The sequence below is a fragment of the Pseudoxanthomonas sp. LARHCG66 genome, from assembly GCF_052871755.1.
In genome coordinates this window covers 879,437-904,886 of sequence record NZ_JBIXJW010000001.1, presented here as the reverse complement: position 1 = coordinate 904,886, position 25,450 = coordinate 879,437, and the positions used below count along the sequence as shown (strand labels likewise).

The 25,450-nt window shown below is 66.1% G+C and carries 27 protein-coding genes; 3 read left to right on the top strand and 24 right to left on the bottom strand.

Annotation, left to right across the window (positions count from 1 at the left end):
• Positions 1-92: 92 nt before the first annotated feature.
• The 15 genes from ACIPRS_RS04335 to ACIPRS_RS04265 all read right to left on the bottom strand — a co-directional run bounded on the left by ACIPRS_RS04335 (position 93) and on the right by ACIPRS_RS04265 (position 15,350).
• Positions 93-905 (bottom strand): DUF4198 domain-containing protein, encoded by an 813-nt coding sequence (locus ACIPRS_RS04335; RefSeq protein ID WP_446537630.1) that lies wholly within the window; start codon positions 903-905, stop codon positions 93-95.
• Positions 906-937: 32 nt separating this feature from the next.
• Entirely contained in the window at positions 938-1,471 is a 534-nt protein-coding gene (locus ACIPRS_RS04330; protein WP_446537629.1) for a DUF2271 domain-containing protein, read from the bottom strand.
• A 29-nt stretch (positions 1,472-1,500) separates the two neighbouring features.
• Positions 1,501-2,136 carry a PepSY-associated TM helix domain-containing protein gene (locus ACIPRS_RS04325; protein WP_446537628.1) on the bottom strand — a complete coding sequence of 212 codons (636 nt, stop codon included), beginning with the start codon at positions 2,134-2,136 and terminating at the stop codon, positions 1,501-1,503.
• A gap of 111 nt (positions 2,137-2,247) precedes the next feature.
• Positions 2,248-4,611, bottom strand: a complete 2,364-nt coding sequence (locus ACIPRS_RS04320) for a TonB-dependent receptor domain-containing protein (RefSeq protein ID WP_446537627.1) — start codon at positions 4,609-4,611, stop codon at positions 2,248-2,250.
• A 105-nt stretch (positions 4,612-4,716) separates the two neighbouring features.
• Complete coding sequence (locus ACIPRS_RS04315; protein WP_446537626.1) at positions 4,717-5,130, bottom strand: hypothetical protein; 414 nt, start codon at positions 5,128-5,130, stop codon at positions 4,717-4,719.
• Between the two features lie 152 nt (positions 5,131-5,282).
• Positions 5,283-5,969, bottom strand: coding sequence for a Fe2+-dependent dioxygenase (locus ACIPRS_RS04310; protein ID WP_446537625.1), 687 nt, complete (start codon positions 5,967-5,969; stop codon positions 5,283-5,285).
• A gap of 75 nt (positions 5,970-6,044) precedes the next feature.
• A complete protein-coding gene (locus tag ACIPRS_RS04305; protein ID WP_446537624.1) occupies positions 6,045-8,378 on the bottom strand; it encodes a TonB-dependent receptor in 2,334 nt (777 codons plus the stop codon).
• A 147-nt stretch (positions 8,379-8,525) separates the two neighbouring features.
• Positions 8,526-8,873: a hypothetical protein gene (locus tag ACIPRS_RS04300; protein ID WP_446537623.1), complete on the bottom strand. Its 348-nt coding sequence runs from the start codon at positions 8,871-8,873 to the stop codon at positions 8,526-8,528.
• Positions 8,874-8,996: 123 nt separating this feature from the next.
• Positions 8,997-9,329: a non-heme iron oxygenase ferredoxin subunit gene (locus ACIPRS_RS04295; RefSeq protein ID WP_337730427.1), complete on the bottom strand. Its 333-nt coding sequence runs from the start codon at positions 9,327-9,329 to the stop codon at positions 8,997-8,999.
• Positions 9,326-9,865 (bottom strand): GNAT family N-acetyltransferase, encoded by a 540-nt coding sequence (locus ACIPRS_RS04290; RefSeq protein ID WP_446537622.1) that lies wholly within the window; start codon positions 9,863-9,865, stop codon positions 9,326-9,328. Before ACIPRS_RS04290 ends, ACIPRS_RS04295 begins: the two co-directional genes overlap by 4 nt.
• 134 nt (positions 9,866-9,999) lie before the next feature.
• Positions 10,000-11,253: a cysteine desulfurase gene (locus ACIPRS_RS04285; protein WP_446537621.1), complete on the bottom strand. Its 1,254-nt coding sequence runs from the start codon at positions 11,251-11,253 to the stop codon at positions 10,000-10,002.
• The gene (gene sufD, locus ACIPRS_RS04280; protein WP_446537620.1) at positions 11,250-12,512 is read right to left on the bottom strand and encodes a Fe-S cluster assembly protein SufD; all 1,263 of its coding nucleotides are present in this window, start codon (positions 12,510-12,512) and stop codon (positions 11,250-11,252) included. The genes ACIPRS_RS04285 and sufD overlap by 4 nt, the downstream gene beginning before the upstream one ends.
• Complete coding sequence (gene sufC / locus ACIPRS_RS04275) at positions 12,512-13,276, bottom strand: Fe-S cluster assembly ATPase SufC (RefSeq protein WP_446537619.1); 765 nt, start codon at positions 13,274-13,276, stop codon at positions 12,512-12,514. The genes sufD and sufC overlap by 1 nt, the downstream gene beginning before the upstream one ends.
• A 157-nt stretch (positions 13,277-13,433) precedes the next feature.
• Positions 13,434-14,873 carry a Fe-S cluster assembly protein SufB gene (gene sufB, locus ACIPRS_RS04270; protein ID WP_192200403.1) on the bottom strand — a complete coding sequence of 480 codons (1,440 nt, stop codon included), beginning with the start codon at positions 14,871-14,873 and terminating at the stop codon, positions 13,434-13,436.
• Positions 14,874-14,888: 15 nt separating this feature from the next.
• Positions 14,889-15,350 (bottom strand): SUF system Fe-S cluster assembly regulator, encoded by a 462-nt coding sequence (locus ACIPRS_RS04265; protein ID WP_337730421.1) that lies wholly within the window; start codon positions 15,348-15,350, stop codon positions 14,889-14,891.
• Between the two features lie 203 nt (positions 15,351-15,553).
• Between ACIPRS_RS04265 and ACIPRS_RS04260 the strand changes: the two genes are divergently transcribed.
• Positions 15,554-15,757, top strand: a complete 204-nt coding sequence (locus ACIPRS_RS04260; protein ID WP_446537618.1) for a hypothetical protein — start codon at positions 15,554-15,556, stop codon at positions 15,755-15,757.
• 46 nt (positions 15,758-15,803) lie between these two features.
• On the opposite strand, the gene ACIPRS_RS04255 is transcribed toward ACIPRS_RS04260, so the two are convergent.
• Complete coding sequence (locus tag ACIPRS_RS04255; protein WP_446537617.1) at positions 15,804-16,346, bottom strand: cytochrome C; 543 nt, start codon at positions 16,344-16,346, stop codon at positions 15,804-15,806.
• 158 nt (positions 16,347-16,504) lie between these two features.
• On the opposite strand from ACIPRS_RS04255, the gene ACIPRS_RS04250 reads away from it, so the two are divergent.
• Positions 16,505-16,978, top strand: coding sequence for an SET domain-containing protein (locus ACIPRS_RS04250; RefSeq protein WP_192200407.1), 474 nt, complete (start codon positions 16,505-16,507; stop codon positions 16,976-16,978).
• A gap of 113 nt (positions 16,979-17,091) precedes the next feature.
• Positions 17,092-19,302 carry a DUF5916 domain-containing protein gene (locus tag ACIPRS_RS04245; protein ID WP_446537616.1) on the top strand — a complete coding sequence of 737 codons (2,211 nt, stop codon included), beginning with the start codon at positions 17,092-17,094 and terminating at the stop codon, positions 19,300-19,302.
• Positions 19,303-19,388: 86 nt separating this feature from the next.
• Here ACIPRS_RS04245 and ACIPRS_RS04240 read toward each other — a convergent pair whose 3' ends face one another.
• The 8 genes from ACIPRS_RS04240 to fusA all read right to left on the bottom strand — a co-directional run bounded on the left by ACIPRS_RS04240 (position 19,389) and on the right by fusA (position 25,427).
• Positions 19,389-19,949, bottom strand: a complete 561-nt coding sequence (locus ACIPRS_RS04240) for a hypothetical protein (RefSeq protein ID WP_446537615.1) — start codon at positions 19,947-19,949, stop codon at positions 19,389-19,391.
• A gap of 9 nt (positions 19,950-19,958) precedes the next feature.
• Positions 19,959-20,528 (bottom strand): DUF1439 domain-containing protein, encoded by a 570-nt coding sequence (locus ACIPRS_RS04235; RefSeq protein ID WP_446537614.1) that lies wholly within the window; start codon positions 20,526-20,528, stop codon positions 19,959-19,961.
• A 53-nt stretch (positions 20,529-20,581) separates the two neighbouring features.
• Positions 20,582-20,881, bottom strand: coding sequence for a helix-hairpin-helix domain-containing protein (locus ACIPRS_RS04230; RefSeq protein ID WP_446537613.1), 300 nt, complete (start codon positions 20,879-20,881; stop codon positions 20,582-20,584).
• Positions 20,882-20,912: 31 nt separating this feature from the next.
• Positions 20,913-21,224 (bottom strand): DUF3861 domain-containing protein, encoded by a 312-nt coding sequence (locus ACIPRS_RS04225; protein WP_192200412.1) that lies wholly within the window; start codon positions 21,222-21,224, stop codon positions 20,913-20,915.
• A 111-nt stretch (positions 21,225-21,335) separates the two neighbouring features.
• Positions 21,336-21,902 (bottom strand): M23 family metallopeptidase, encoded by a 567-nt coding sequence (locus ACIPRS_RS04220; protein WP_446537612.1) that lies wholly within the window; start codon positions 21,900-21,902, stop codon positions 21,336-21,338.
• Between the two features lie 8 nt (positions 21,903-21,910).
• Complete coding sequence (locus ACIPRS_RS04215) at positions 21,911-22,549, bottom strand: tellurite resistance TerB family protein (protein ID WP_446537611.1); 639 nt, start codon at positions 22,547-22,549, stop codon at positions 21,911-21,913.
• A 171-nt stretch (positions 22,550-22,720) separates the two neighbouring features.
• On the bottom strand, positions 22,721-23,119 hold the full coding sequence (locus tag ACIPRS_RS04210; RefSeq protein WP_142123653.1) for an HU family DNA-binding protein: 399 nt from the start codon (positions 23,117-23,119) through the stop codon (positions 22,721-22,723).
• Positions 23,120-23,381: 262 nt separating this feature from the next.
• Positions 23,382-25,427 (bottom strand): elongation factor G, encoded by a 2,046-nt coding sequence (fusA, locus tag ACIPRS_RS04205; RefSeq protein WP_446537610.1) that lies wholly within the window; start codon positions 25,425-25,427, stop codon positions 23,382-23,384.
• Positions 25,428-25,450 lie beyond the last annotated feature (23 nt).

The following is a 25,450-nucleotide window of genomic DNA, read 5'->3' as shown; positions in this document are numbered from 1 at the left end:
TGTACGGGCGATGGAGGAGCGGAGAGCGGGGAGAGGGAGACGTTCATTCGATCACGCGCCGCCGGATGCCTGTCCGGCGGCGCCATGCGGAATTACTGCGGCAGCACTTCGAGCGTCGCCACGTAGCTCAGGCGACGCTGCTTGGCCTGCGGTACCGACGTCTTGTCATCCTGCGTACCGGTTTCAAGCCAGTACATGCCGGCTTCCGGCCAGGTCACGCTGAACTCGCCGCTCGCGTCGGTGGTGACCTTGATCTCTTCCTGCGCATTGCGATAGCGCGTGCCGCCGCGCGTGATCTCGAATTCCAGGCCGGCAGCGGGCTTGCCGTCGACCAGCATCCGGAACTTCGCCGCTTCACCTGCAAACAGGTCATTCGGGTGCGTCACCGGCACCAGTTCCAGGCCTTCGCCCGAGCTCTTCAACGCCGTGTCGTTGGGCGAGCCGTTGGTCACGAACGTCTCGATGCGGCCGATGGACTGCGATACCTGCAGGTTCTTCGCATCCTTCGGCACCTTGGTGGCGAGGTCTTCCGGCTTGGCGCCACGCAGTCCGCCCGGCTTGCCGTCGGCACCTTCCCAGCGGACCATCAACCCCTTGTTGACGGTCGCGATGCGGTACGTGCCCTGCTGCTTCAGTTCGACATCGAACACGGTGCGGTACTTGCCGGTTGCCAGGTTCTGCGCTTCCACCGTGCTGCCGTCCGGCGCAGTGATGGCCAGGCCCTCGGTGCGCAGCGGCACGTGGTTGAAGTAGAACAGGTCGTTCGACACGGCGGCGTCGACCGTGATCCACGGATTGGTGCCGGCAATGACCGTCTGCGACGGCATCATCCAGGCCTTGTGCGCCAGGGCGGTGGCGGGAATGGTGGCGGCCAGGGCGATGGCGACGGCAAGGGAACGCTTCATGGAAGTCTCCAGCAAGGAAAAGGGAAGGGCGATCAGGGCTTCACGGCCAGGGTCACGGCGCCGAGTTCGGTGCTGCCCTGCGCCTTGCCGGCCTGCGCAGGCTTCTTCGCCGGCCAGCTGAAGGGGATCTTCAGCAGTTCGCGGCCACCGACCTCGCGCGCGGCCTCGACCACCAGCGTGTATTCACCCGGCGCCAGCCTGGCCAGTTGTGGCTGCTTGTCAGTGAAACTCAGCGCATGCTTGCCCACCGGCTTGGTCGGGCCGGTCACGCCGTCCACGGGCACCTTCAGGCTGCGTCCGGACTTGCGCCACCACTGGCGCATGTCGGGCAACCATTTGGTGCCATGGCCTTCGGCGTTGCTCGTCTGCTGGTACCAGACCGACAGATTGGCGGCGACCTTCTGGTCCGCGCCTTCGATCCAGATGGCCACGTAGGGGCGGTGGTACTCGGCCACGTTGAGCTTGGGGATCTCGACGTTGATGTCCAGCGTGGCGGCATACGCCGGCGTGGCCAGCAGGCCGCTGAGCGCGATGGTCAGCGTGGTGTGGACGGCGATCTTCGACATGCGGTCACTCGTGGGTTCGTGGAAGGGAATCAGTGGATGAAGAGCAGCGCGATCAACAGCGGCACCAGCAGGCCCAGGCCGACCATCGGCCAGGTCATGCGGCGCTGCCGACCGTGCAGGTAGAGCAGGAACAGGCCGGTGATGCAGAACACCAGGCAGGCCACGGCGAAGATGTCGAGGAACCAGCCCCATGCCGGCCCGGCGTTGCGACCCTTGTGCAGGTCATTGAAGTAGGAGATCCAGCCACGGTGCGTGCGTTCGTATTCCACCGCACCGGTTTCCCGGTCGATGCTCAGCCATGCATCCGTACCGGGGCCAGGCATGGAGAGGTAAAGCTCCATGTCGGACCATTCCGCTGGCCGCTGACCGACGGATACCGACAATTCCTTGTCGAGCCAATCGGCAACGGTGGCAGGCACCGGTGCATTGCCGTCCTGCCGGTCACCGAGCGCGGCGAGCAAGGGGGCGGGAAGCGTGGCGGTGAGGTTGGTGACCTCGGGCGAGGCCTCGATCCTGGATGCGTGGTTCAGCGTGATCCCCGTGATGGAGAACAGCAGCATGCCGATCAGGCAGACCGCCGAACTGATCCAGTGCCACTGGTGCAACGTGCGCAGCCAGAAGCCGCGGCGTTGTTGCTGGAGGGCGGGGGACGCGGAAGAGGACAACGGCAGTCTCGACGCAGGGTGGAGCGGGACGCCATTACATCACAGATGAGAATGGCTCTCAATTAAGGGGCGCGCTCCCCTCCCGCGTGGAGAGGGGAGCGCGCGTTCGCGTCAGAAGTTGACGTCGAGGCTCAGCCACAGGTTCCGCGACTTGTCCTTGTTGTTGTAGTCGTCCAGGTACGCCACCTCGTTGGAGGTGTAGGTGCCATCGTTGTTGAGGTCGGTGAAGACCGTCTGGAAGGTGGTGAAGTCTTCGTCCAGCAGGTTGTTGATGCGTCCCGACACCGAGACGTGCTCGTTGAAGCGGTACTGCGCGCCCAGGTGCAGCACGGTGTAGTCCTGGTAGTCGCGCCGAACGCCGTTGAGGGTGTCGCGGTAGCGCTTGGAGCGGGCTTCGGCCAGCAACTGCAGGCTGAAGTTCTCCGTGGCTTGCCAGTTCAGGCTGGTATTGACCATGTGCCTGGCGGTGTTGGTGAGCGGCAAGCCCTTCTGCGCCCCACTGAGCTGCTCGCTGTCGGTGAAGGTGTAGTTGGCGCGCAGCGACAAGGCGTCGGTGATGCCCCAGCGGCCGGCAATCTCCACGCCCTGGATACGTACTTCGTCGATGTTGATGTTCTGCGCGTAAGTGCTGTAGCCCAGCAGCGCGTAGTCGCCCAGGTTGGCGCAGGGGCGCACGCCGCCGGTCTGCTCGCAGCTCAGGCTGGTCTCGCCGCGCGCGATCTTGTCGTCGAAGTCGTTGCGGAACACCGTAAGGTTGAAGTTGTGCGCGTCGTCCGGTGACGTCCAGTAGAGCGCGATCTCGCTGTTGACGCTGGTCTCGGGCTGCAGGTCGGGATTGCCGACGAAGGGCGTGGTGCCCTGGCCTCCGAAACCGGTGATGCCGTCGTACAGGTCGGTGGTCTTGGGTGTCTTGAAGCCCGTGCTGACGCCGCCCTTCAGCGTCCAGGCTTCGCTGACGTCCCATACCGCGTAAGCACGCGGGCTGAGATGGCTGCCGAACACATTGTGGTCGTCATGGCGCAGGCCCAGCGTGATGGTGAGGGCTTCGATCGGGTTCCAGTTGTCCTCGGCGAACAGCGACCACATCTTGTGGTCCTGCACGGTGCCGCCGCCATCGCCGCCGCCTTCCATGCCGAACACGCCGTCTTCCAGTTCGCCATCGATGAGCTGTCCGCCGACCACGACGTGGTGGGCCTGGCCGATCGCGAAGTCGAGCTTCGCATCCAGTGTGTACTGGCGGCTGTCCATGGTGCGCTTCGGACGCGGCAGGAAGGTGGAGACTGCGATGGCCTGGCGCTCGGCGACGCTCAGTCCGGCGTATGCTCCCGTGCCCTGGAAGATCTGCCGGTGCAACAGGCGCTCGGCGACGGTGAACGGCAAGGTGCGGCCGTGGTTGCCGGTATCGATGTGGGCCAGCGAGATGAAACTGTTGCCGAAAGTCCACTGGCCGTTGTGCGTGACCGACCACTGGTCACGGGTGAATTCCTGGTCGGCGGCGTATCCCACCTGCGGCGCCGCGCGCCAGATGCCGGCCAGCCCGTCCACCGTGCCCAGCGGATAGGTTTCGGAGCCGAGATTGTTGATGTACGGCGTGTTGTCGTACACCTGCTCCGACGTGTCGTAGTCGAAGACGACGCTCTGGTTGTCCGTCGGTGTCCAGCTCAGCGTGACGCCTGCGCTCTTGTTGGTGTTGTCCACCGTCTTGCCGCCGCCTCCGAAGCCCAGTGCCCGCTCGAACACGCTGCCGTCAGGCGCCGTGATGGCTTCATATTCCGGCGTGGATGCATTGCGCTCGTACCAGGAGCCGCGCACGCCCAGGCCCAGGCGGTCCTTCACCAGCGGCCCCATCAACATGAAGTCGAAGGTGCTGTCGCTGCCGAAGTCGCTGTTCTCCTGGATACCGTGACCCAGCGTGGCCGAGCCCTGCCAGCGGTCCGAGACCTTGCGGGTGATGATGTTGATGACGCCGCCCAACGCATCCGCACCGTACAGCGTGGAGGCCGGGCCGCGGATCACCTCGATGCGCTGGATCATGTCCAGCGGCGGAATGTGGTTGAACTGGTTGCCGCCGAACGCGTTCGGATAGATGTCGCCGTGGTTGTTCTGGCGCTTGCCGTCGATGAGGATCAACGTGTAGTCCGGCCCCATGCCCCGGATGCTGATGGTCTTCTGGCCGGTCTTGTCCGACGTCTCGCCGACGTCCACGCCTTCCAGGTCGCGCACGGCGTCGATCAGCGTGATGTAGGGGCGCTGGCGCAGTTCTTCCGCCGTGATCACGCTGATGCTGGCCGGCGCATCGGTGATCTTCTGCTCGAAGCCGGCGGCGGTGACCACGACGGTGTCGAGATCGGTGGCGTCGGTGGCGCCATCAGGCATCGGCTGGGCGAGTGCGGGCGCGGACACGACGGCGATAAGCGCGATGGCAAGACGGGTGCGGCGCAGCGGCGCCTGCAGGGAGCGGCAAGAGTTCTTCATGAGGTTCATCGAAGTGGGGACAGGGTAGGGATGCACGCGCCCGCCCGCGGATGCGCGGGGCGGCGTACGGTCATGCAGGCCCGCGTGGTGCGGGCGAAAAAGCCGTCAGGCCGTGTGCGGCGGCGCTTGGCCGGGATGCAGGCGGAGGGACGGACAGGCACGGCCAGGGGGCACCGCGTCGTGGGACGCACGGCGATGCGAGTGCAGGTCGCAACTTCCGGGGGCGTCGGAATCGCGGGAAGCAAACACGGCCGGCGTCGTGACCGGCGACGCGAGAGTGAAGACCTGCAGTGCGCTGAGGCGCGGCTTCTTCAGGTGATGCGCACGGTGTCGAATCTCGTCCGGCGGGTCGCCATCCTGGACATGGGCCGACACATGCCCGGTGTAGGAGACGGCATGGGCGCTGGAGGCATCGGGGTGCAGCAGACCGGCCGCGGCGAGGCCCAGCAGGGCCAGCGCGCCCCACAACACGGCGGCCACCATGCCCGCATGCCAGGACGATGCGCGTCGACCGGACACGCGGACTGGGCTGACAGCGGTGGGACGGATGCGGATCAAGCGATTCCCCGGCGACGTGCCAAGAGCGGCACGTCGAACGGGGGTCATTTTAAATGAGAATACTTATCAAGTGCAAACAAGAACGGATCTTGGCCGCGTCGCGGGCCGCGGGATCAGGTCTCGGCCCACTGCCTGAGCAGGTTGTGATACACGCCGGTCAACTGGACCAGTGCGGGATGGTCGGGGACGTCGGCGGTCAGGCGGCGGATCGAGACGTCCAGTTCGAACATCAGTCGCCGGTGGCCGTCGTCGCGCACCATGCTCTGCATCCAGAAGAACGACGCCACGCGCGCGCCCCGCGTCACCGGGGTGACCTTGTGCAGGCTGGTGCCGGGATACAGCACCATGTGCCCGGCCGGCAGCTTCACGCTCTGCGTGCCGAAGGTGTCTTCGATGATCAGTTCGCCGCCGTCGTATTCGTCCGGCGCACTGAGGAAGAGCGTGGCCGATACGTCGGTCCGGACGGGATCCACACCGCCGCGGCTGCGGTCGTAGCGGATCGCGTTGTCGACGTGGTAGCCGAACGACTGGCCGCCGGTATAGCGGTTGAACAGGGGCGGATAAATGCGCTTCGGCAGCGCTGCGGAAAAGAAGGTGCTGTTGCGGGAAAGGGCGTCAAGGATCAGTGCGCCGACCTCGCGTGCCGCCGGCGAATCCTCCGGCAGCTGCGCGTTGTCCTTGGCTTTGGCCGACTGGTAGCCGGCGGTGATGCGGCCGTCGGCCCAGTCGGCGGCGTCGAGCGTTGCACGCGCGTGAGCCACCTGGGCCGGGGTCAAGACATCGGGAATGGCGAGCAGCATGATCGGGAACCTCGAAACAGGAAGCCCCGCCCATTGTGCATGGGCGGGGCGGATCGCGGACCTACAAGCGGAGCCTCAGAACTTGAAAGTGGCGGTCAGCACTGCGGAACGACCCTCGCCCGAGTTGGCCCAGCCATTGCCCGCAGTGACGACGCCATTGGTGACCGTCAGATTGTTGCGAATGCCGGTGTAGTACTCCTCGTCGAACAGATTGTTGACGTTGAGCTGCAAACCGATACGCGAAGTGAGCTGGTAGCTGACCATGGCGCGATGCACCCAGTAGGCGTCTGTCTTGAGATAGGCCGCGGCCGTTGCGTTGTTGGGGTAGAACTCACCCTGATAGGTCGCGCCGTAGCCGAACGTCCAGTCGCCCAGCGCGTAGGTGGTCCACAGGCTGGCCGAATGACGCGGTGTCTGTGTCAGCTCACGCCCTTTGACGGGATCGGCGGTTGCTTCATCGGCGACGCTCTGCAGGACTTCGCTGTCCAGGAATGTGTAGTTGGCGAACATCGACCATTCGCGGGTGATGTTGCCCGCCACGCCCAGCGCGACGCCGTCGACGCGTGCCTTGCCGTCCAGCACCTGCTCAGGCTGCAGTGGATCGGCGCTGGCGACCTTGTAGTTCTGGCGTTCGTTGCGGAACAGGGCGGCAGTGAGCGCCAGGCGCTGATCGATCAGGTCCCATTTGGTGCCGAGTTCGATGTTGACGGCGGTCTCTGGATCCACGTTGCAGTTGTTCGCGGAGGGCGGGAGATTCGGGTTCGCGTTGGGAATGGCGGGTGAGCATGAGCCATTCACCGAAGCCTTGGACGGCGTCTTGCTGTTGGCGTACGACAGGTACACGCTGGCGTTGTCCACCGGCTTGTAAACCAGGCCGGCGCGGTAGGAGAACAGATCATCCTCGTTTCGTGCCGGGTAGCCGGGCGCAATCCCGGTGACCGCGCCTGCGGCGTTCACGGTGTAGTTCACCGTGTCGCCTTCGTTGTGCTCGTAGCGTGCACCCAGGTTCAGCAGCCACTGCTGGCCGAACTTCAACGTGTCGAACACGTATGCCGCCTGATTGTTCAGGCTGCCCTCGGTGCGGCCCGTGCGGAAGTAATTCTGTGGACCCGTCCAGATGTTGTAGGGGTTGTCGAAGTTCTGGATGGGATAAGTGATGCCCGTGGTCGAACCATCCGGATTGCGGAACGTCGTTCCGGAGTCGAGGTCGAAGTCTTCTTTGCTGAAAGACACGCCGACCACCACGTCATGACGGACCGTGCCGGTGTCGAAAGTGGCGGTCAGGTCGGTCTGACTGTGCGCAATGAAATTCTCCGTGTCGCGGACGAGGCCACGAGGTCCACCATTTGGATTCCATGTGCCGGCAGGCTGACCGGCGCAGGCTTGGCCGGTGTAGGGGTTCGTATTGTTCGGCAGGCACCAGCTACCTTGCAGTGCCGTGGCATTGGTGTATTGCTCGACCCGTTGCAGGCGTCCCAGGGTGCGCAGCTTCACGCGATCGCCAAAGTCCATCTCGAATACGCCGGTCAGCATGTCGACCGTGCTTTCCTGGCGGGACGTGTTGCGATAGCCGAAGTACGTCTCGCGATCGACGCCTGGCAGCGGCCCATTGTTGAATGGGCTGAGCGCGAAAGGAACGCCGTACTGCGGCATGTTGTTGTCTTCCTGGTGCAGGTAGCTCAGCGTGAGGCGCGTGTCCGACCCCAGCCCGAACGCAATCGACGGCGCGAAGCCCCAGCGATGCTTGAATTCCTCATCGCGGCCCGGAACGTCCTGGGTATGTCCCATGGCGTTCAGTCGCACGGCGATGCCGTTGTCGAAATCGAAGTTGCTGTCAGCAGTGACCCGGCCGTACTTGTCGCTCCCTGCGCCCACGGTGAACAAGCTGAAGTCGCCTTCGCGCGCGACCTTGCTCACCAGGTTGATGTTGCCGCCGACGGAGCCGGCACCTGACATAGCCGAGTTGGCGCCATTGATCAGTTCGATCGCTTCCAGGTTGAAAGTATCGCTACGGGTGTACTGCGCGCTGTCGCGCACACCATCGGTGGTGATGTCGCTGCTGGCGGTGAAGCCGCGCAGGTTGATGCTGTCGCCGTAGCCGCCGCCGCCTTCACCGGCGCCGAAGGTGATGCCGGGCAGCGTGCTGAGTACGTCCCTCAGTCCGAGCAGGTTCTGCTGCGCCATCACTTCGCTGGTCACCACGGTGATGGTCTGCGGCGTGTCGACCAGGGCTTCCGTGTACTTCGGTGAGCTCGCTTTCTGTACACGTTCGCCGTGCACTTCGACGGCGTCGAGTTCCTTGGCCTGGCCTGTGGCATCGGCGGGCACGTCCCCGGTCGGTGCGGCGAGCGCGGGGGCAGTGATGGCGAGCAACAGGGCGGCGGCAAGCGGGGATGGACGCAGGTTCATGAGGATCCTCAGGTGCGGAGAAGAAACACCCGGTGGCGGAAGGCTGGCGGGAGTGGAGTGAAGACTGGGGCGGCGGATCTGCGCCTTTGCGGGAGCTGGATCCTGCAAGCAGCGGTGTCACCGGCAGGCGCGGTGCACGCAGGTAGCTCAGGCGGCCGGCGGCCCGCGACCGGGATGACGGATATGGCGCGAGGGGGCGCTGCTGGAATGGCCGGCGGCCGCATCATGCACCCGCGACCCTGCCCGCGCGGACTGGGCGCGGGCGCCCGCGTCATCGCCTTCGGACTCGGCCGGCATACACAGACCTTCAATCGCCTGCTCCGCCTGCGACGCCGAGCCGTAGCGGAGCTCGTCCCGGGAGTGGATCCCGGCATCGCGATGCAACAACGTGTCCGAAGATGAACCTGCTGGCGGGAAGATCCCCGTAGAAGCCAGCGCAGCGCTGCCCATGATCACGAGCAGGCACGCCAGCACCAGGCGGGCGAACGCGGTCATGATTGAGCTGGCATCACGCAGCACCGGGGCCTCGGGCGGGTCAGGCTGCGGCGATCCGCCGCAGGGGTGCGACAGGATAATGAGAATGATTTGCGATTACAACAGAATATTCACATTCCCGGCTCAGTCCCGGTCGTCGCGTGTCCAGACGCCACCGTGCTCCGTCTTCGTCGGGAATTTCACCACGGGCGAGTAGGCCGGCGCGCACAGGGCGCGGCCATCGCGGATGTCGAAACGTGCGCCGTGCAGCACGCATTCGATGCTGGCTTCCCCGGCATCGAAACTGCCGGAGGACAGTTCGAAGTCCTCGTGGCTGCATTTGTCTTCCAGCGCGTACAGATCGCCATCATGGTTGAAGATGACGATGGGCGTGCCCGTGACCTCGTCGAAGACCATCTTCATCTCGCCCGGCAGCAACTCGCCGGTGGCGCAGACGAAGGTCCATGTCCCGCTCATGCCGTGTCACCCGGCAGCGGTTTCTCCAGGACCTCGAAACGCAGGTCGTCACGCTTGGGGATGCCGTAGCGCGCATCGCCATAGGGGAACGGTTTCTTGATCCCGGTACGCGCATAGCCGCGCCGCTCATAGAAAGCGATCAGTTCATCGCGCAGGTCGATCACGGTCATCCGCATCGCAGGCAGTCGCCACTCGACGCATGCAATGCGCTCCGCCTCGGCCAGCATGGCCTTCCCCACGCCTGCGCCCTGCAGGTCGGGACGCACCGAGAACATGCCGAAGTAACCGGCACCGTCGTCGTCCGCCACGTGTGCGCAGGCGAGCGGGTCCCCGTCTCGTTCGGCGATGATGATCCGGCTGCGCGGCCGTTCGATGTCGCGGCGGAGCGCGTCGGCGTCGATGCGCTGGCCGTCCAGAAGGTCGGCTTCGGTGGTCCAGCCCTGCCTGCTGACGTCGCCCCGGTAGGCGGACGTCACCAGGGCGACGAGTTCGGGGATGTCGGCCTCGGTGGCCGTGCGGAATGTCAGGGTATCCATGGCCGGATTTTACGGAAATCCGGCAACCTGTAGGAGCGACGTCAGTCGCGACCGCGATCCCGCCATGCCCCGACAGGTTCAGCAGCAGAAGAATGCGCGGTCGCGACCGGCATCGCCCCCGCAGAACGCAGTCGTTACGCCAGCAGGCTACGCGCCTTCTTCAGGGCGGCAATGAAGCGCTCCACTTCCTCGTGCGTGTTGTAGAACGCGAACGATGCCCGCAGCGTGGCCGCCACCCCGTAGAACTGCAGCAGCGGATGGGCGCAGTGCTGGCCGGAACGGACCGCGACGCCCTCCAGGTCCAGCAGCGTGGCCAGGTCGTGTGCGTGCGCGCCTTCGATCAGGAACGAGATCACTGCCGCCTTGTCCGGCGCGCGGCCGAAGATGCGCAGGCCGTCCATCCTGTCCAGCTCCTCGGTGGCGTGCGCCAGCAAGTCCGCTTCGCGTGTTTCGACATGCGCCATGCCCAATGCATCGAGGTAGTCCACGGCCGCACCCAGGCCGATGAAGCCGGCGATGTTGGGCGTACCGGCTTCGAACTTGTGCGGCGCGTCGTTGAAGACGGTGCCGTCGAAGCTGACTTCCTTGATCATCTCGCCGCCACCGATAAAGGGCGGCATGGCCTGCAGGTGTTCCTTGCGTGCCCACAGCGCCCCGGTGCCGGTGGGGCCGCACATCTTGTGACCAGTCAATGCATAGAAGTCGCAACCGATAGCCGCGACGTCCACCGCTCGATGCGGAACCGCCTGCGAGCCGTCCACGACGGTGACGATGCCGCGCTTGCGGGCCTCGCGGCAGATCTCGCGGACGGGACTCACCGTGCCCAGCACGTTGGAGGTGTGGGCGATGGCCAGCAGCTTCACGTCGCCGGTCATGGCGGCGTGCAGGGCATCCAGGTCCAGCGTGCCGTCTTCGCGGATCTCCGCGACCTTCACTGTCGCCCCGGTGCGCTGGGCAACCAGCTGCCAGGGCACGATGTTGGCGTGGTGCTCCATGCGCGAGACCAGGATCGTGTCGCCGGCCTTCAGGCGCGGCAACGCCCACGAGTACGCGACCAGATTGATCGCGAACGTGGTGCCGCTGCACAGCACCAGTTCGTCCGGGCGCACGTTGAGGAAGCGCGCAAGTTTCTTGCGCGCGCCTTCATAGGCCTCGGTCGCCTCGGTGCCGAGCGTGTGCACGGCGCGGCTGACGTTGGCGTTGTGCTGGCGGTAGAACGCGTCGACGGTCTCGATGACCAAGGCGGGCTTCTGGCCGGTGTTGGCGCTGTCCAGGTAGACCAGCGGCTTGCCGTTGACCTGGCGCGTCAGCAAGGGGAAATCGGCGCGGACCTGATCCCAGTCGACGCCGGTTTCCGCCGCAGGCGCCTGGACGGTCTCGCGGTTCATGCCGCGCCCAAGGTCGCCAGCGCCGCATCGACGCGCGCCACCAGCAGGTCACGAAGGCCCGCGTCCTGGATGACGGACAGCGGTTCGCGGCAGAACGCGGCCGTCAGCAGTTGCTGCGCTTCCGGCGCAGACAGGCCGCGGGAGCGCAGGTAGAAGAGTGCATTGGCTTCCAGTTGGCCGACGGTGGCGCCGTGCGCCGCCTTGACTTCGTCGGCATGGATCTCGAGCACCGGCTGGGTGTCGATCTCCGCGTTGTCGGAGAGCAGCAGGTTCTTGTTCGACAGCGCCGCGTCGGTGCCGTCCGCACCCTCGCGGATCAGGATGCCGCCGTGGAAAACCACGCGGCCGCGGCCCGCACCCAGGCCGCGCCACGTCAGCTCGCAGGCGGTATCGCGGGCGATGTGGTCGATGCCCAGGCGCGTGTCCACATGGCGGCGACCGTGCGCCAGCAGCACCCCGTTGGCGATCAGGCGCGCGCCATCGCCTTCGAGGCGGACATTCAGTTCATGGCGCGACAGGCCGCCATCGAGTTCCAGGTCCACGCGACGGTATTCGGTGTCACGGGCCAGCACCGCGTCGGTGCGCAGCAGCGTGGTGGCGCGCGCGCTCTCGGCTTCGACGCGCGCATGGGTGAGGCGTGCTCCCTGCGCCAGGTGCACATGACTCAGGGCGTTGATGAGGTGCGCGTGCGCGCCGATGGCGACATGGTGCTCGACCACGGTCAGGGCAGCGCCGGCACGCAGCTCGATCAGGTTGCGCAGATGCCAGGCGCGCTCAGCGCCATCCTCGGCACCGATGAAGACCAGGTGCAACGGCTGATCGCTGCTGGCATCCGCTTCGGCACGCAGGAGAACGCCTTCGGTGGCCAGCGCGGCGTTGAGGCGGGCGAACACTTCGTCGCCGCGCTCGAAGCGGCGCTGCAGGAAACGCGCGGCGTCACCGCCTTCGGCGAGGGCTTCGGACAGCAGCTGCAGGCTGACACCGTCGGGCAGGTCGGCGGTCAGCGACAGCGCGACGGAATAGCGGCCGTTGACGAACACCGCACGCGGTGCGGGGATGTCGGCCAGCAGCATCGGGTCCACGGTGGGTGCGACGTCCACGCTGGCGAAGCTGCGGCGCTCGAGCTGGCGCAACGACGTGTACTTCCACGCTTCCGCGCGCGGCCCGGGCAGGCCATCGCGCAGGGCTTCGTCCAGTACGGCGCGGCGCGCCGCGTCGCCGTTGAAGCCGGCCGACAGGGAATCCAGCAGCGCGCTCATCAGGCGACCTTCTCCGGTGCCACGCGGTCCTTGATCCACGCGTAACCGTGCTCTTCGAGTTCCAGTGCCAGTTCCGGGCCCCCGGATTCGACGATGCGCCCATTGGCGAGCACATGCACGACGTCCGGCTTGATGTAGTCGAGCAGGCGCTGGTAGTGAGTGATGACCAGGAAGGCGCGGTCGGGCGAACGCAACGCATTGACGCCCTCGGCGACGTTCTTCAGCGCGTCGATGTCCAGGCCGCTGTCGGTTTCGTCCAGGATGGCCAGCTTCGGTTCCAGCACGGCCAGCTGGAAGATCTCGTTGCGCTTCTTCTCGCCACCGCTGAAGCCTTCGTTGACACCCCGGTGCAGCAGTTCGTCCTTCAGGTGCAGCACGGCCAGTTTCTCGCGCACCAGCTTGAGGAACTGCATGGAATCCAGTTCGGCCTCTCCACGCGCCTTGCGCTGGGCATTGAGCGCAGCGCGCAGGAAATAGGTGTTGTTGACGCCGGGGATCTCCACCGGGTACTGGAAGGCGAGGAACACGCCGGCGGCGGCGCGCTCTTCCGGTTCCAGTTCCAGCAGCGGCTTGCCTTCGAATTCCACCGTGCCGGCGGTGACCTCATACCCTTCGCGGCCGGCAAGAATGTTGCCCAGCGTGGACTTGCCCGCGCCATTGGGGCCCATGATGGCGTGCACCTGGCCCGGCTTCACGTCGAGCGAGAGGCCTTTCAGGATTTCCTTGCCGGCGACGCTGGCGTGGAGGTTGTCGATCTTCAACATGGTGCGTTTCCAGTTTGATTTCTTGAGCCCCTCTCCCACCGGGAGAGGGGTTGGGGTGAGGGTCTGGCGGAATCGTTGGCGGTGAACCTTCCCGACTCCGCCGCACCCTCATCCGGCGCTTCGCGCCACCTTCTCCCGGCGGGAGAAGGGAGAAGCCTTATCCCACGCTGCCTTCCAGCGACACTTCCAGCAGCTTCTTCGCTTCCACCGCGAACTCCATCGGCAGTTCCCGGAAGACCTGCTTGCAGAAGCCGTCGACGATCATCGACACCGCGTCCTCCTGGCTGATGCCACGCGCGCGGCAGTAGAACATCTGGTCGTCGCTGATCTTGGAGGTGGTGGCCTCGTGTTCCAGCGTCGCCGTCGGGTTCTTCACCTCGATGTAGGGGAAGGTGTGGGCGCCGCACTTCTTGCCGATCAGCAGGCTGTCGCACTGGGTGTGGTTGCGCGCGCCATCGGCGTTGCGGTCCACCTTCACCAGGCCACGGTAGGTGTTCTGGCCGCGGCCGGCGCTGATGCCCTTGCTGACGATCTTGCTCTTGGTGCGCTTGCCCACGTGGATCATCTTGGTGCCGGTATCGGCCTGCTGGCGATGGTGGGTGAGCGCGACCGAGTGGAATTCGCCGGTCGAGTCGTCGCCCAGCAGCACGCAGGACGGGTACTTCCAGGTGATCGCCGAACCGGTTTCCACCTGCGTCCAGGTCACCTTGCTGCGGTCGCCCCGGCATTCGGCGCGCTTGGTGACGAAGTTGTAGATGCCGCCACGGCCTTCCTCGTCGCCCGGGTACCAGTTCTGCACGGTGCTGTACTTGATCTCGGCATCTTCCAGCGCGACCAGCTCGACCACCGCGGCGTGCAGCTGGTTCTCGTCGCGCATCGGCGCGGTGCAGCCTTCCAGGTACGAGACGTAGGCCTTGTCCTCGCAGATGATCAGCGTGCGCTCGAACTGGCCGGTATGGCCTGCATTGATGCGGAAGTAGGTGCTCAGTTCCATCGGGCAGCGGACGCCCTTGGGGATGAACACGAAGCTGCCATCGGAGAACACCGCCGAATTCAGTGCGGCGAAGTAGTTGTCGCCTACCGGCACCACGCTGCCCAGGTACTGTTTGACCAGCGCCGGGTGTTCCTTGATGGCTTCGCTCATCGAGCAGAAGATCACGCCCTTCTCGGCCAGTTCCTTGCGGAAGGTGGTGCCGACGGACACGGAGTCGAACACCGCGTCCACCGCCACGCCGGCCAGCTTGGCGCGCTCGTGCAGCGGCACGCCGAGCTTGTCGTAGGTATCCAGCAGCTCCTGCGGCACCTCATCCAGCGAGGCGTACTTGGCCTTCGGCGCGGAGTAGTAGCTGATGGCCTGGAAATCGATCGGCGCGATCTTCAGCTTGGCCCAGTGCGGCACCGGCATGGTCAGCCAGTGGCGGTAGGCCGCCAGCCGCCACTCGGTCATCCACTCGGGTTCTTCCTTCTTCGCGGAGAGGGCGCGCACCACGTCCTCGCCGAGGCCGGGCGGCAGCGAATCGGATTCGATGTCGGTGATGAAGCCGGCGTCGTAGCGACGTCCCAGCTGTTCCAGGATTTCAGCGTTCTCGGTGGCCATCGGGCTGCCTGCGGTTCAACGGGTCGCGACCCGCACGGCGATGGGGCGCCTGCGCGTGTCGTCGGAAGAGGAGGGGGGAGGGGTGATCATCTGGGCCAGGGTGAAGCCGCGCAGCGCGTCGGCCACCACGTCGTTGATCAGGCGCCAGTTGGCGCGCGCGCCGCACTGGTGGGCGATGCCGCACTGGCTTTCGCTCTGGCTGCATTCGGTCATGGCCAACGGACCTTCCATGGCCTCGACGATTTCCACCAGGCTGATGTCGGCCGCGTCGCGGCTCAGGCGGTAGCCGCCGTGGACGCCACGCAGGCCTTCCACCAGGCCGGCCTGCGCCAGCGGCTTGAGCACCTTGCTCACGGTGGGGGATTCCAGGCCGGAATGTTCGGCCAGGTCGGACGCACTCAGGACCTCGCCCGGCCGGGCGGCGAGCACGGTCAGGACCACGGTGGCGTAGTCGGTCAGCTTGGTGACGCGGAGCATGGGGGAGGAACTCGGAAAACGTACCGAAATTGTACGCTTTCATGCCGTCCGGCTCAAACCCGGGTGTTTTCCCCGTTCAGGCAAGGCCCGGCGGCTGACGAATGTCACCCGCGATGGCTGACGCCTGCGACTGATGCGGCGCCGGGGCGATCGGGAAGATGGGTCCCGTCCACTCCCGGACGCCCATTCCCAGGATCGCCACCATGACCACCACCCACGCCTCTTCCGGTTCCGCCCCGTCCGCCCGCGGCCTGGACCAGGGCTTCGTCTGGCGCGTGCTGCTGGCCATCGGCGGCGTCTATCTGGCGGTGAAGCTGTTCCGCGGGCTGGGCCAGCTGTTCTGGACGCTGTTCGGATTGGCCTTCGGTCTGTTCTGGATGGTCAGTGGCCGCGTGTTTCCCTGGTGAATGTGTCCATGGTGCAGGTTTTCATAGTGGAGCCCGCCAGCACCGTTCACTGGACGGCGGCGGGCGGTGAGGGCGGTGCCGGCAGCACCATGCCGAAGTAGGGCGGCGGTGGCGTCCTGCCTGGCGGCAACGCCTCCGGCGCCGGCTGTCCTGCAGCGCCGAGGGCGTGCACGAAACGGTAGATCGCGCGGCGGTCCTCTTCACTCATGTCGCGCACGGCGAAGTCCGGCATGATCGGGCGGGTACGCAGGTTGGCGCTGTATTCCAGCCATTGCGCCTCGCTCAGCTGCTGCATGCGCAGGCGCAGGTTGCTGGCGTAGGTTGTGCCCCAGGGGCCGTGGAAACCCATCGGCGAGCCCACCAGCCATCCCGCCTTGTCGACCTTGCCGCCCGATTCGGCATAGCCCGGGGTGTGGCAATCGTTGCAGCCGGCGATGCGGACCAGGTATTCGCCGCGCGCGAGCAGATCGCCTCCCGTCGCTGAGGCGGACGCCGGCGGCAGGCTCGCGACGGCGCGTGGCCCGGCGGGTTGGCACGCGGCCAGGAACAACAGCGAGACGGGCATCAGCAGGGCACGGACAGGGCGCATGGCGAGGACAAATCGAAGGGAACCGGGCAAGGAACGCACCGCCCTGTGGGGACCGGCCATGTGTCGCGCGATGCCGTTCAGCGGCATGGAAGGTGGGAAACGCGGCGGCATTGGGCGAGAATCCCCCCTCCGCACTCCACTGCCTCCCTGGACACCGCATGCCCCGCAAGATCGAAGCCCGCCAATCCGACATCCATGGCAACGGCGTGTTCGCCATCGCCCCGATCGAGAAGGGCGAGCGCGTGGTGGAATACAAGGGCAAGCGCCGCACGCATGACGAAGTGGACGCCGACGACACCGGCGACGCGGATTCGGGCCATACGTTCCTGTTCACGCTCAACGATGATTACGTCATCGACGCGAACCACAAGGGCAACAAGGCGCGCTGGATCAACCACAGCTGCGACCCCAACTGCGAAGCCGTGATCGAAGAGCACGACGGCAAGAACCGCAAGAAGGACAAGGTCTTCATCGAGGCGATCCGCGCGATCAAGCCCGGCGAGGAACTGACCTACAACTACGGCATCACCCTGTCCGAACCGCACACCGCGCGCCTGAAGAAGATCTGGGCCTGCCGCTGCGGCAGCAAGAAGTGCACGGGCACGATGCTGCAACCCAAGAAGGGTCGCTGATCCCCATCAGGCACGGATGCCGCGGAAGGCCGAACGGTTGAAATGACCGAAGGCAGGTGTCGCGCGCGTGTCCCGCCGCTAACGTGCGCGCACCGGACCACCACCCAGCCTCCATGACCCTGCCACGACTGATCGGCCTGCTTGCCCTGGCCCTGCCCTGCGCCGCCGTCCATGCCGTCGAGATCGACGGCCGCGTCGATCCTGCCGAATGGCAGGGTGCCCGCCACGTCACCGACTTTCGCAAGACCCAGCCGCTGACCGGCGAGCCGGGTTCGTTGCCCACCGAGGCCTGGATACTGGCCACGCCGGACGGCCTGGCCATCGCGTTCCGCAACACGCACCCTGCCGGCGTGCCACGCACGCGGCAGAGGGTGCAGCGCGATTTCGACGAACAGGTCGACCGCGTCAACGCGTTCATCGATTTCGACGGGGATGGGCGCACCGGCTATGCATTCACCGTCAGCTCCACCGGGGGCATTGCCGACGAGGTCATCACCAACGAAAACCAGTTCAACAGCGACTGGGACGGCCAGTGGCGGCATGCCGTGGGCGAAGACGAACAGGGCTGGAGCGTCGAACTGCTGATCCCGTGGCATACCGCGCCGATGCGCGATGGCACCGACGGACAGCGCACGCTGAAAGTGTTCCTGGCGCGTGTGATCGGCGTGACCGGCGAGCGCATGGCCTGGCCGAGCGCCAGCTTCGAGCGCCCGCGCTTCATGTCCGATTTCGCGTCCGTCACCGTGCCGCGTTACGACCAGTCGCTGCTGGCGTTGACGCCGTATGTGTCGGGCCTGTACGACAACGTAGGCCGGCGCAGCGACTTCAACGGTGGTGCGGACGTGTTCTGGAAGCCCAACGGCCGCTTCCAGCTCACCGCCACGGTGAACCCGGACTTCGGTCAGGTGGAGGCGGACGACCTGGTGGTGAATTTCAGCGCCACCGAGACCTTCATCAGCGACAAGCGGCCGTTCTTCACCGAGAACCAGGGCATTTTCGAGCTGACCACGCCGTCGGACGACAGCCAGCAGCTGTATACGCGTCGCGTGGGCAGCACGGGCGACATCACAGCGGCGCTGAAGTTGAACGGCAGCCTGGGCAAGGCGAACTACGGCCTGTTCTCGGCCTACGAGGATGGCCAGTACGGAAGGAGCTTCCACGCGCTGCGCGTGGTGCGCGATTTCGAAAAGCAGAATCTCGGCGCGATGCTGACGCGCGTGGAGCAGGACGCCACCGACCGTGAGGCCACCGTGCTGGGCGTGGACCACAACTGGCGGCCGACAGCGCGCTGGAACATCCGCAGTCGCCTGCTGGGCAGCCGCATCGACCAGGCCGGGGATCGTGTGCAGGACCTCGGTGCGACGGTGTGGGCCGACTACGAAATGGACGACGGCTGGCGCCAGCAGTGGATCGCCATGCACTTCGGCAACGACCTGCAGATCAACGACTTCGGCTATCTCTCGCGCAACAGCACCAACTACCTGCACTGGGAAGTCCGCAGGCGGTTCACCGGGTTGCCCGATGCCTCGCGCTATTCCTCCAAGGACTGGCGCTGGCGGGTGAGCAGCAGCCACAACAACCACGGCGACAAGCTCAACGACCAGTTCCGGATGAGCCGCGAGGGCCAGCTGCGCAACGGCAGTTACGAATACGCCCAAGTCAACGTCAACAGCGCGGGCCTGAGCGACCTGCTGCTGCGTGGCAACGGGGTGGTGCGGCTGCCGGCGAACTTCAATACGTACTTCGAGTTCGAGCGGCCGCGAAAGGGCGACTGGGCGCACGAGACGGAGCTGGAAACCTTCACCGGCGGCCTGGCGGGCAACCGCAAGCTGGGTGCGGGTGCCGGGTACACCGCCACCTACTTCATCAGTGATGCCTTCAGCATCTACGCCGGCGGCTATGCGCTGTACACCCCCGATTGGCTGGTGTGGCAACGCGAGGATCTGGTGGGCGGCTTCAAGCGACGGCAGTTCGACCTCAGTGCCGGCCTGGACTGGGTGGTCGATGACCGCCACGAACTGCGGGTGAAGATGCAGGCCATCGCGCTGGACGCGCGCGTGCGGGATGCCTGGCGTTTCGATCCGCAGGGCTACGCGCTGGCGGCGACCGACACGGTGGAGGATTTCAGCGTGCGCAACCTGGGGTTCCAGGTGCGCTACCGCTACGAGCTGGCGCCGCTGTCGTACCTGTACGTGGTCTATGCTCGCGGTGGCTACGAGCAGCGCACCGGCACCGAAGGGGTGGAGGACCTGCTGCAGGACAGCTTCCGCCTGCGTGACGACGAGCAGCTGGTGGTGAAGCTGAGTTACCGCTTCGAGATCTGAGGGCGTCGTCTTCGGTTGGCGCGCAAGCCTCCAGGGCTTGCAGGCGCGTCTCCGGATCCTGCCCACGCACCTCCGTCAGGCCGGGCTCACGGCGTCGCGGACGGTGCCAGCCGCAACTCCACGTGGCCGTCGTTGATCCGCAGCGAGTCCGCGCCCAACGGACCGGGGGCCTGCGCCAGATCCTCTTCGGTGAGCGTGTAGAGCGGCCGGGTGCGGGCGTACTCGCCGATCAGCTCCTGCAGGACCTCGCGCGATCCGCCGGGCAGGCCGCGACCGGCGGCGCCGGTGCCCAGGTGTTCGATCCGCGGATCCACAAGGTGCAGGCCGCGGGTGCCGGGGTCGTAGCGCAGTCCGCTGCTGACCACCACGTTGCCATTCTCCAGGCGCTCGCCCGTGGCCAGCGCGATGTCGTAGTCCATCTGCAGCGTCAAGCGCTCACCGGGCGAGGGAATGCTGACATCGGGATCGCTGAGGGTGAGCGATGCGAAGCCCTCCAGCAGCGACTGTTCCATCGGGAAACCGGCGCGCGCCGCCGTTTGCAGCTGGGCGGCGTTGAAGCGCAGCACGTTGCCGGTATCGGCCATGGCGATGGCGGACAGGGGCAGCAGCAGGGCGAGCAGTGCGACGCGCGAGAGCAGGTTCTTCATCGGAATCCCTTATTGCAGGTGGATGACCACGCGGCCGTCTTCGATCAACGTGCTGCCGATCCGCTTGCTGGCCGGCAGGCGCCGCAAGGTGTCGCTGTCGATCCGGTAGACCGGTTCGGAGCGGGCGTATTCGGCCAGCACGGTGTTGACCAACTGGCGCGTGCCACCGGACATCAGTGAGCCGGAACCGGGCACGTCGACGGACAGGATCTCGGGGTTGTCCAGATGCAGGCCCTGGGTGGCGGGGTCGTAGCGCAGGCGGCTGGCCAGTGCGAAATGGCCGCGGCTGACATCGCGTGCGCCCAGCGCGCTCACCCCGATGTCGAAATCCAGGCGCAGGCGATCGTCGCCCGACGGAATGCTGAGGCGTGGATTGGTGAGCGTGGCCGATACCAGCCCGCCCAGCTTGTCGAATTCGCGCGGGAAGCTGTGGTTGAGGTAGCGCTGCAGCTGCGGCTGGGTGAAGTTGATCTGGTTGCCCAGCAGGCCGGTGACCGTGTTGAGGGTCTCGCAGCCGGCAACGGCGAGCGTGGCGGTCGCGGCGAGGGTCGCGACCAGGAAGCGTCGGCGTGTACGCATGGAAAGCTCCGTGACGTGTCGGCGCACCTTAGCCGGGGCCGCCTGTCCGACGCCTAACCGGCCAGCGCCGGGTCCCGCATGAACTGGCGCTTGCGTTCCGGGGTGTAGTGCCACCACGGCAGCGGCGCGCTTCCCTGCATGAAGTGCACGGCAGCGATGAAGCAGTCGCACAGGCACGGATCGTGGCGCTGCCCGGTGGTTTCGTTCACACGCCGGTAGAGCGCGTACGGGTCCTGGTGGGCAAGCTCCTGCGGCAGGGTGATACCGATGCCGCGCAGGTCCCCGGCAATGGAGGGCCCGATGTTGGGGATATCCTCGAGTACCAGGGCGTCATCGGCGTGGCGTGCTTTCATCGCCGCAGGCTAGCGTGGGATGGGCGGCATGTCAGCCCGCATCCCGGCCGCGCTCCTTGAGCGATGCGATGAACTCGCCCATGTGCGGGCGCAGTGGCGCGAACAGGTCGTCCGTGTCCTTGCGGTGGTCCAGCATCAGGCCGCTCAGCAGCTTGGTGCCGACCACCAGCGCGGCGCGCTCGTCGCCGCTGAGGCCGCGCTGGCGCTGGAGTTTCTCGAGGATGCGCATCCAGTCGTCATGACAGGCATGTTCGAACTCGATGGTGCAACGGCCGTTGCATTGCAGGCCATCGTCTTCGATGGGCGTGACGGTGATGCGGTAGCGGTGGGTGTTGTTGGGCATGGCGGCAGGCGCGGGACGCGCGATGGGGACCAGACCCAAGATAGGCCCGTGGCCGCGGTGGAACGAGGGGCGCCGTCGCGATGGACTGTTCTGCCGGACGGCGTCGTTCAGTCAACGCGGGCGCGTGTCCGCAGCAGCCTTGAACAGCGGCAGCGGATCGTAGGCGCCCTGCTCGCCATAGATGCCGTAGTGCAGGTGCGGCGGTGTGCCCTGCGCGTTGCCGGTCGTACCGACGTAACCCAGTACATCGCCGGGCTGGATCACTTGGCCGGTGGACAGGTCGTCGGCCCAGGCGTCCAGGTGGGCGTAGTAGTGGCGTTCGCGGCCGGGGCCGAGCACCCAGACCTGCTTTCCGCCGAGTCCGCCGTCGCGCACCGACACTACCAGGCCACGCGTGGCGCTGATGATGGGCGTACCACGCGCTGCGAAGATGTCCACGCCCTGATGGGTGCGATCACTGCCGCGCGGGGCGCCGAACGTGTCCGCGATCTGCCGTGCACGCACGCCCTGCACGGGAACCGGGAGTTCGCTCGGCGATGTTGCACGCGAGATGTCCCACAGCATGCGCGCCGATGCCATGAACGGCCGGCCCCACGCCCAGGCGAGCAACGCGGCGAGCGCCACCAGCCACAACAGCGACCATGCGATGCGTCGCAAACGGCGCGCGGCGGGTCGCATGGCGCCGGTCAGGGCAGCGGGGGCGGCTGCGGCTGCGAGAGCTGGCGTTCGAGCTGGGCCTTCAGTGGAGGGTCGAGCTTCAGTTGTTTCGCCAGCTCATCCAGGTAGGCGCGTTCCATGAAACTCTGCTCGTCGGCGACCATCAGGCTGGCGAGATACATTTCGGAGGCGATTTCCGGCGTGCTGGCCGAACGCGCCACCTCGGCCGGGTCCAGTGGCTTCTCCAGTTCCGCATGCAGCCACTGCTGCAGTTCGCCATCGCTGTTGATGCGGGCGAACTCGCCCTCGATCACCTGGCGTTCGCGCGCATCGATGTGGCCATCCGCCTTTGCTGCAGCCACCAGCGCCTTCAGGATGGCCTGGCTGTGCAGTTCGGCCTGCGGCGGCGGCAGGCGATCCACGGTCTGCGGACCGGCACCGGCGGCGAATCCACCCTGTTGTTGCTTGTAGTCGCCGTAGGCGCGATACGCCATCACGCCGATCGCCGTCAGGCCGCCATAGGTGGCCAGCTTGCGCGTGGTCTTGTTCTTGCCCAGCAACAGGCCCAGCGCGCCGCCGGTGACCGCACCCTTGCCGAAGTCGGCGTTGAGCAGACTGCCGCCGTGGGAGGATTTCAGCAGATGGTCGAGGAAGCCCTGGATCTTCATGCGTTGCGTACCCGGTTGGAGGAAGGACAGCAACTGAGTTGCGGGCGGCGCCGGACGATCACAAGGGTGACCCATGGCACGCCGCGCCGTGGTCGCGCGCTGGATGATGTGCCGCAAAAGAAAACGGGACGGCATGGCCGTCCCGTTCGGGTGACGCGAGGTGCGCAGCGATCAGGCTGCGGCGTCCTTCAGCTTCTTCAGCGGACGGACCTTGACCTTCACCGAGGCGGGCTTGGCAGCAAACCACTGCTCTTCCTTGGTGAACGGGTTGATGCCCTTGCGCTTCGGCTTGGCCGGCACGTTGACGGCGCTGATCTTCAGCAGGCCCGGCAGGGTGAAGGAGCCGGCGCCCTTCTTGTTGACGGAAGCGTGCACGGCGCTTTCCAGCGAGGCCAGCACGGCGCGGACGTCCTTGGCGGCGATGGCGGTCGCTTCGGCGATGTGGGCGACGAGGCCCGACTTGCTCAGCGCTTCCTTGATCGGCTTCGGCGCGGCCGGCTTGGCGGCGGCCTTCGGTGCAGCTTTCTTGGCGGCCTTCTTCGGCGCGGCCTTCTTGGTGCTCTTTGCCATGTGTCCTGTCTCTACTGTCGAGTGGTTGGGTAATCGGGCCGATCGCATCGGCAAGCGAAATGTAGGGCAAAGAATTCGCGCCGCCAAGGGCAGGAAGGCCCCAAAACGCCTTTTTCTTCGGTTTTTTTCGATTTTCTTTGGTCTGGCGCTCGCCGCGCGTCGGAAATGGCCGGATATGACGAGCAAACCGGACGGCCTGTGCGCACCGGAAGCGGCATCCATCGCGCCCCGCCGCGACCGGATGCCGCACCACAATGCACACTCACTCTTCCTCGTGCCTCGGCCGGTACGCCTCCACCAGCTTCTGCTGCACGTTGGGCGGCACGGGCTCGTAGTGGCTGAAATCCAGGCTGTATCGGCCCTGGCCTGCGGTCATCGACTTGAGTTCGGCCGCGTACCCCTCCAGTTCCGCCAGCGGCACCTGCGCCTTCACCACGATCTCGCCGCGCAGCGCATCCGTTCCATTGATGCGTGCCCGCTTGCCCGCCAGGCCGCCGGTGATGTCGCCCACCTGTGCTTCCGGCACGGCGACTTCCAGATCGACGACCGGTTCGAGGACCTGTGGCCGCGCCTTGGCGATGGCGTCGAGGAAGGCTTTCTTGCCGGCGGCCACGAAGGCGACTTCCTTGCTGTCCACCGCGTGGTGCTTGCCGTCGTGGACGATCACCCGGATGTCCTGCAGCGGATAGCCGGCCAGCGCGCCGCTGCCCAGCACCTGGCGCACGCCTTTCTCCACGGCCGGCAGGAACTGTCCGGGAATGGTGCCGCCCTTGACCTCGTCGACGAACTCGAAGCCGCCGCCGCGCGGCAAGGGTTCGATGCGCAGGAAGACTTCGCCGAACTGCCCGGCGCCGCCGGTCTGCTTCTTGTGGCGATGGTGGCCTTCCGCTTTCGCGCTGACCGTCTCGCGGTAGGCGATGCGGGGTGGGCGCGTCTTCACTTCCACGCCGTGGCGTTCCTTCAGGCGTTCCAGCATCACCCGCAGGTGCAGGTCGGACAGGCCGCGGATGACGGTCTCGTTCAACTCCGGCTGGTGTTCGACCACGAATGCAGGATCTTCCTCGGCCAGTTTCTGCAGCGCCACCGACAGCTTCTGCTCCTGGCCCTTGCTGGCGGCCTCGATGGCCAGGCCGAACATCGGCTTGGGGAAATCGATCGGCGCCAGGTGGATGTGGTCTTCGTCGTGGCTGTCGTGCAGGACGGCGTCGAAGTGCAGATCGTCCACTTTCGCCACTGCGGCGATGTCGCCGGGAATGGCCTGGTCGACTTCCACGTGGTCCTTGCCCTTCAGCTTGAACAGGTGCCCGACCTTGAACGGCTTCTTGCCGTCGTCGACGAACAACTGGGTGTCCTTCTTCAACGTGCCCTGGTAGACGCGGAAGACTCCCAGCTTGCCGACGAAGGGGTCGTTGACGATCTTGAAGACATCGGCGATGACATGCGCACGCGCATCGGGCACGGCCTCGATGGGGTGCGGGCCGCTGCCGTTGAGCTTCACGAACGGGGGCGGGTTGGCTTCGGCGGGATTCGGAAACAGGCGCTCGGCCACGTCCAGCAGTTCCTTCACGCCCACGCTGGTGCGCGCGGAGGCGAAGCACACCGGCACCAGATGTCCTTCGCGCAGGCACTGCTCGAAGGCGTCGTGCAGCTCCTCGCCCGACAGTCCGCCTTCGCCCAGGTCCAGGTAGTGCTCCATCACCGTCTCGTTGATCTCCACGACCTGATCGATGATCTTCTGGTGCCAGTCGACGACGGGACCGAGATCGGAGTCGCCCTGGGCCTGGCCATAGCAGTCGATCACCGCCTTGCCTCTATCCGCCGGTAGGTTGAGCGGCAGCAGTTCGGGGCCGAATTCCTCGCGCAACGCCGCCAGCACGCCGGCGCAGTCGGCGCCTTCGTGGTCGATCTTGTTGATGACGATGGCGCGGCAGAGGTTGCGTTCGCGTGCGCGCTCCATCAACCGGCGCGTGCCGTGCGCGATGCCGGTATCGGCATCCACCACGATCAGCACGGTTTCCACGGCGGAGAATGCCGACAGGGCGGGCCCGCGGAATTCCGGGTAGCCGGGTGTGTCGATCAGGTTGACGTGCATGCCGCCGTGATCGGTGCTGGCGATGGCGGTGTCGATGGAATGCCCGCGCGCCTTTTCGATCGGGTCATGGTCGGACACGGTGGTGCCGCGCTCGATGGTGCCTGCCACCTGGAGGGCGCCGCCGGCATGCAGCAGGGCTTCGAACAAGGTTGTTTTGCCGGCGCCGGGGTGGCCCGCCAGGGCCACGTTGCGGATCTGTTGTGTGCTGTACGACATGAGGCCGTTCCTCCCGAGGGTTG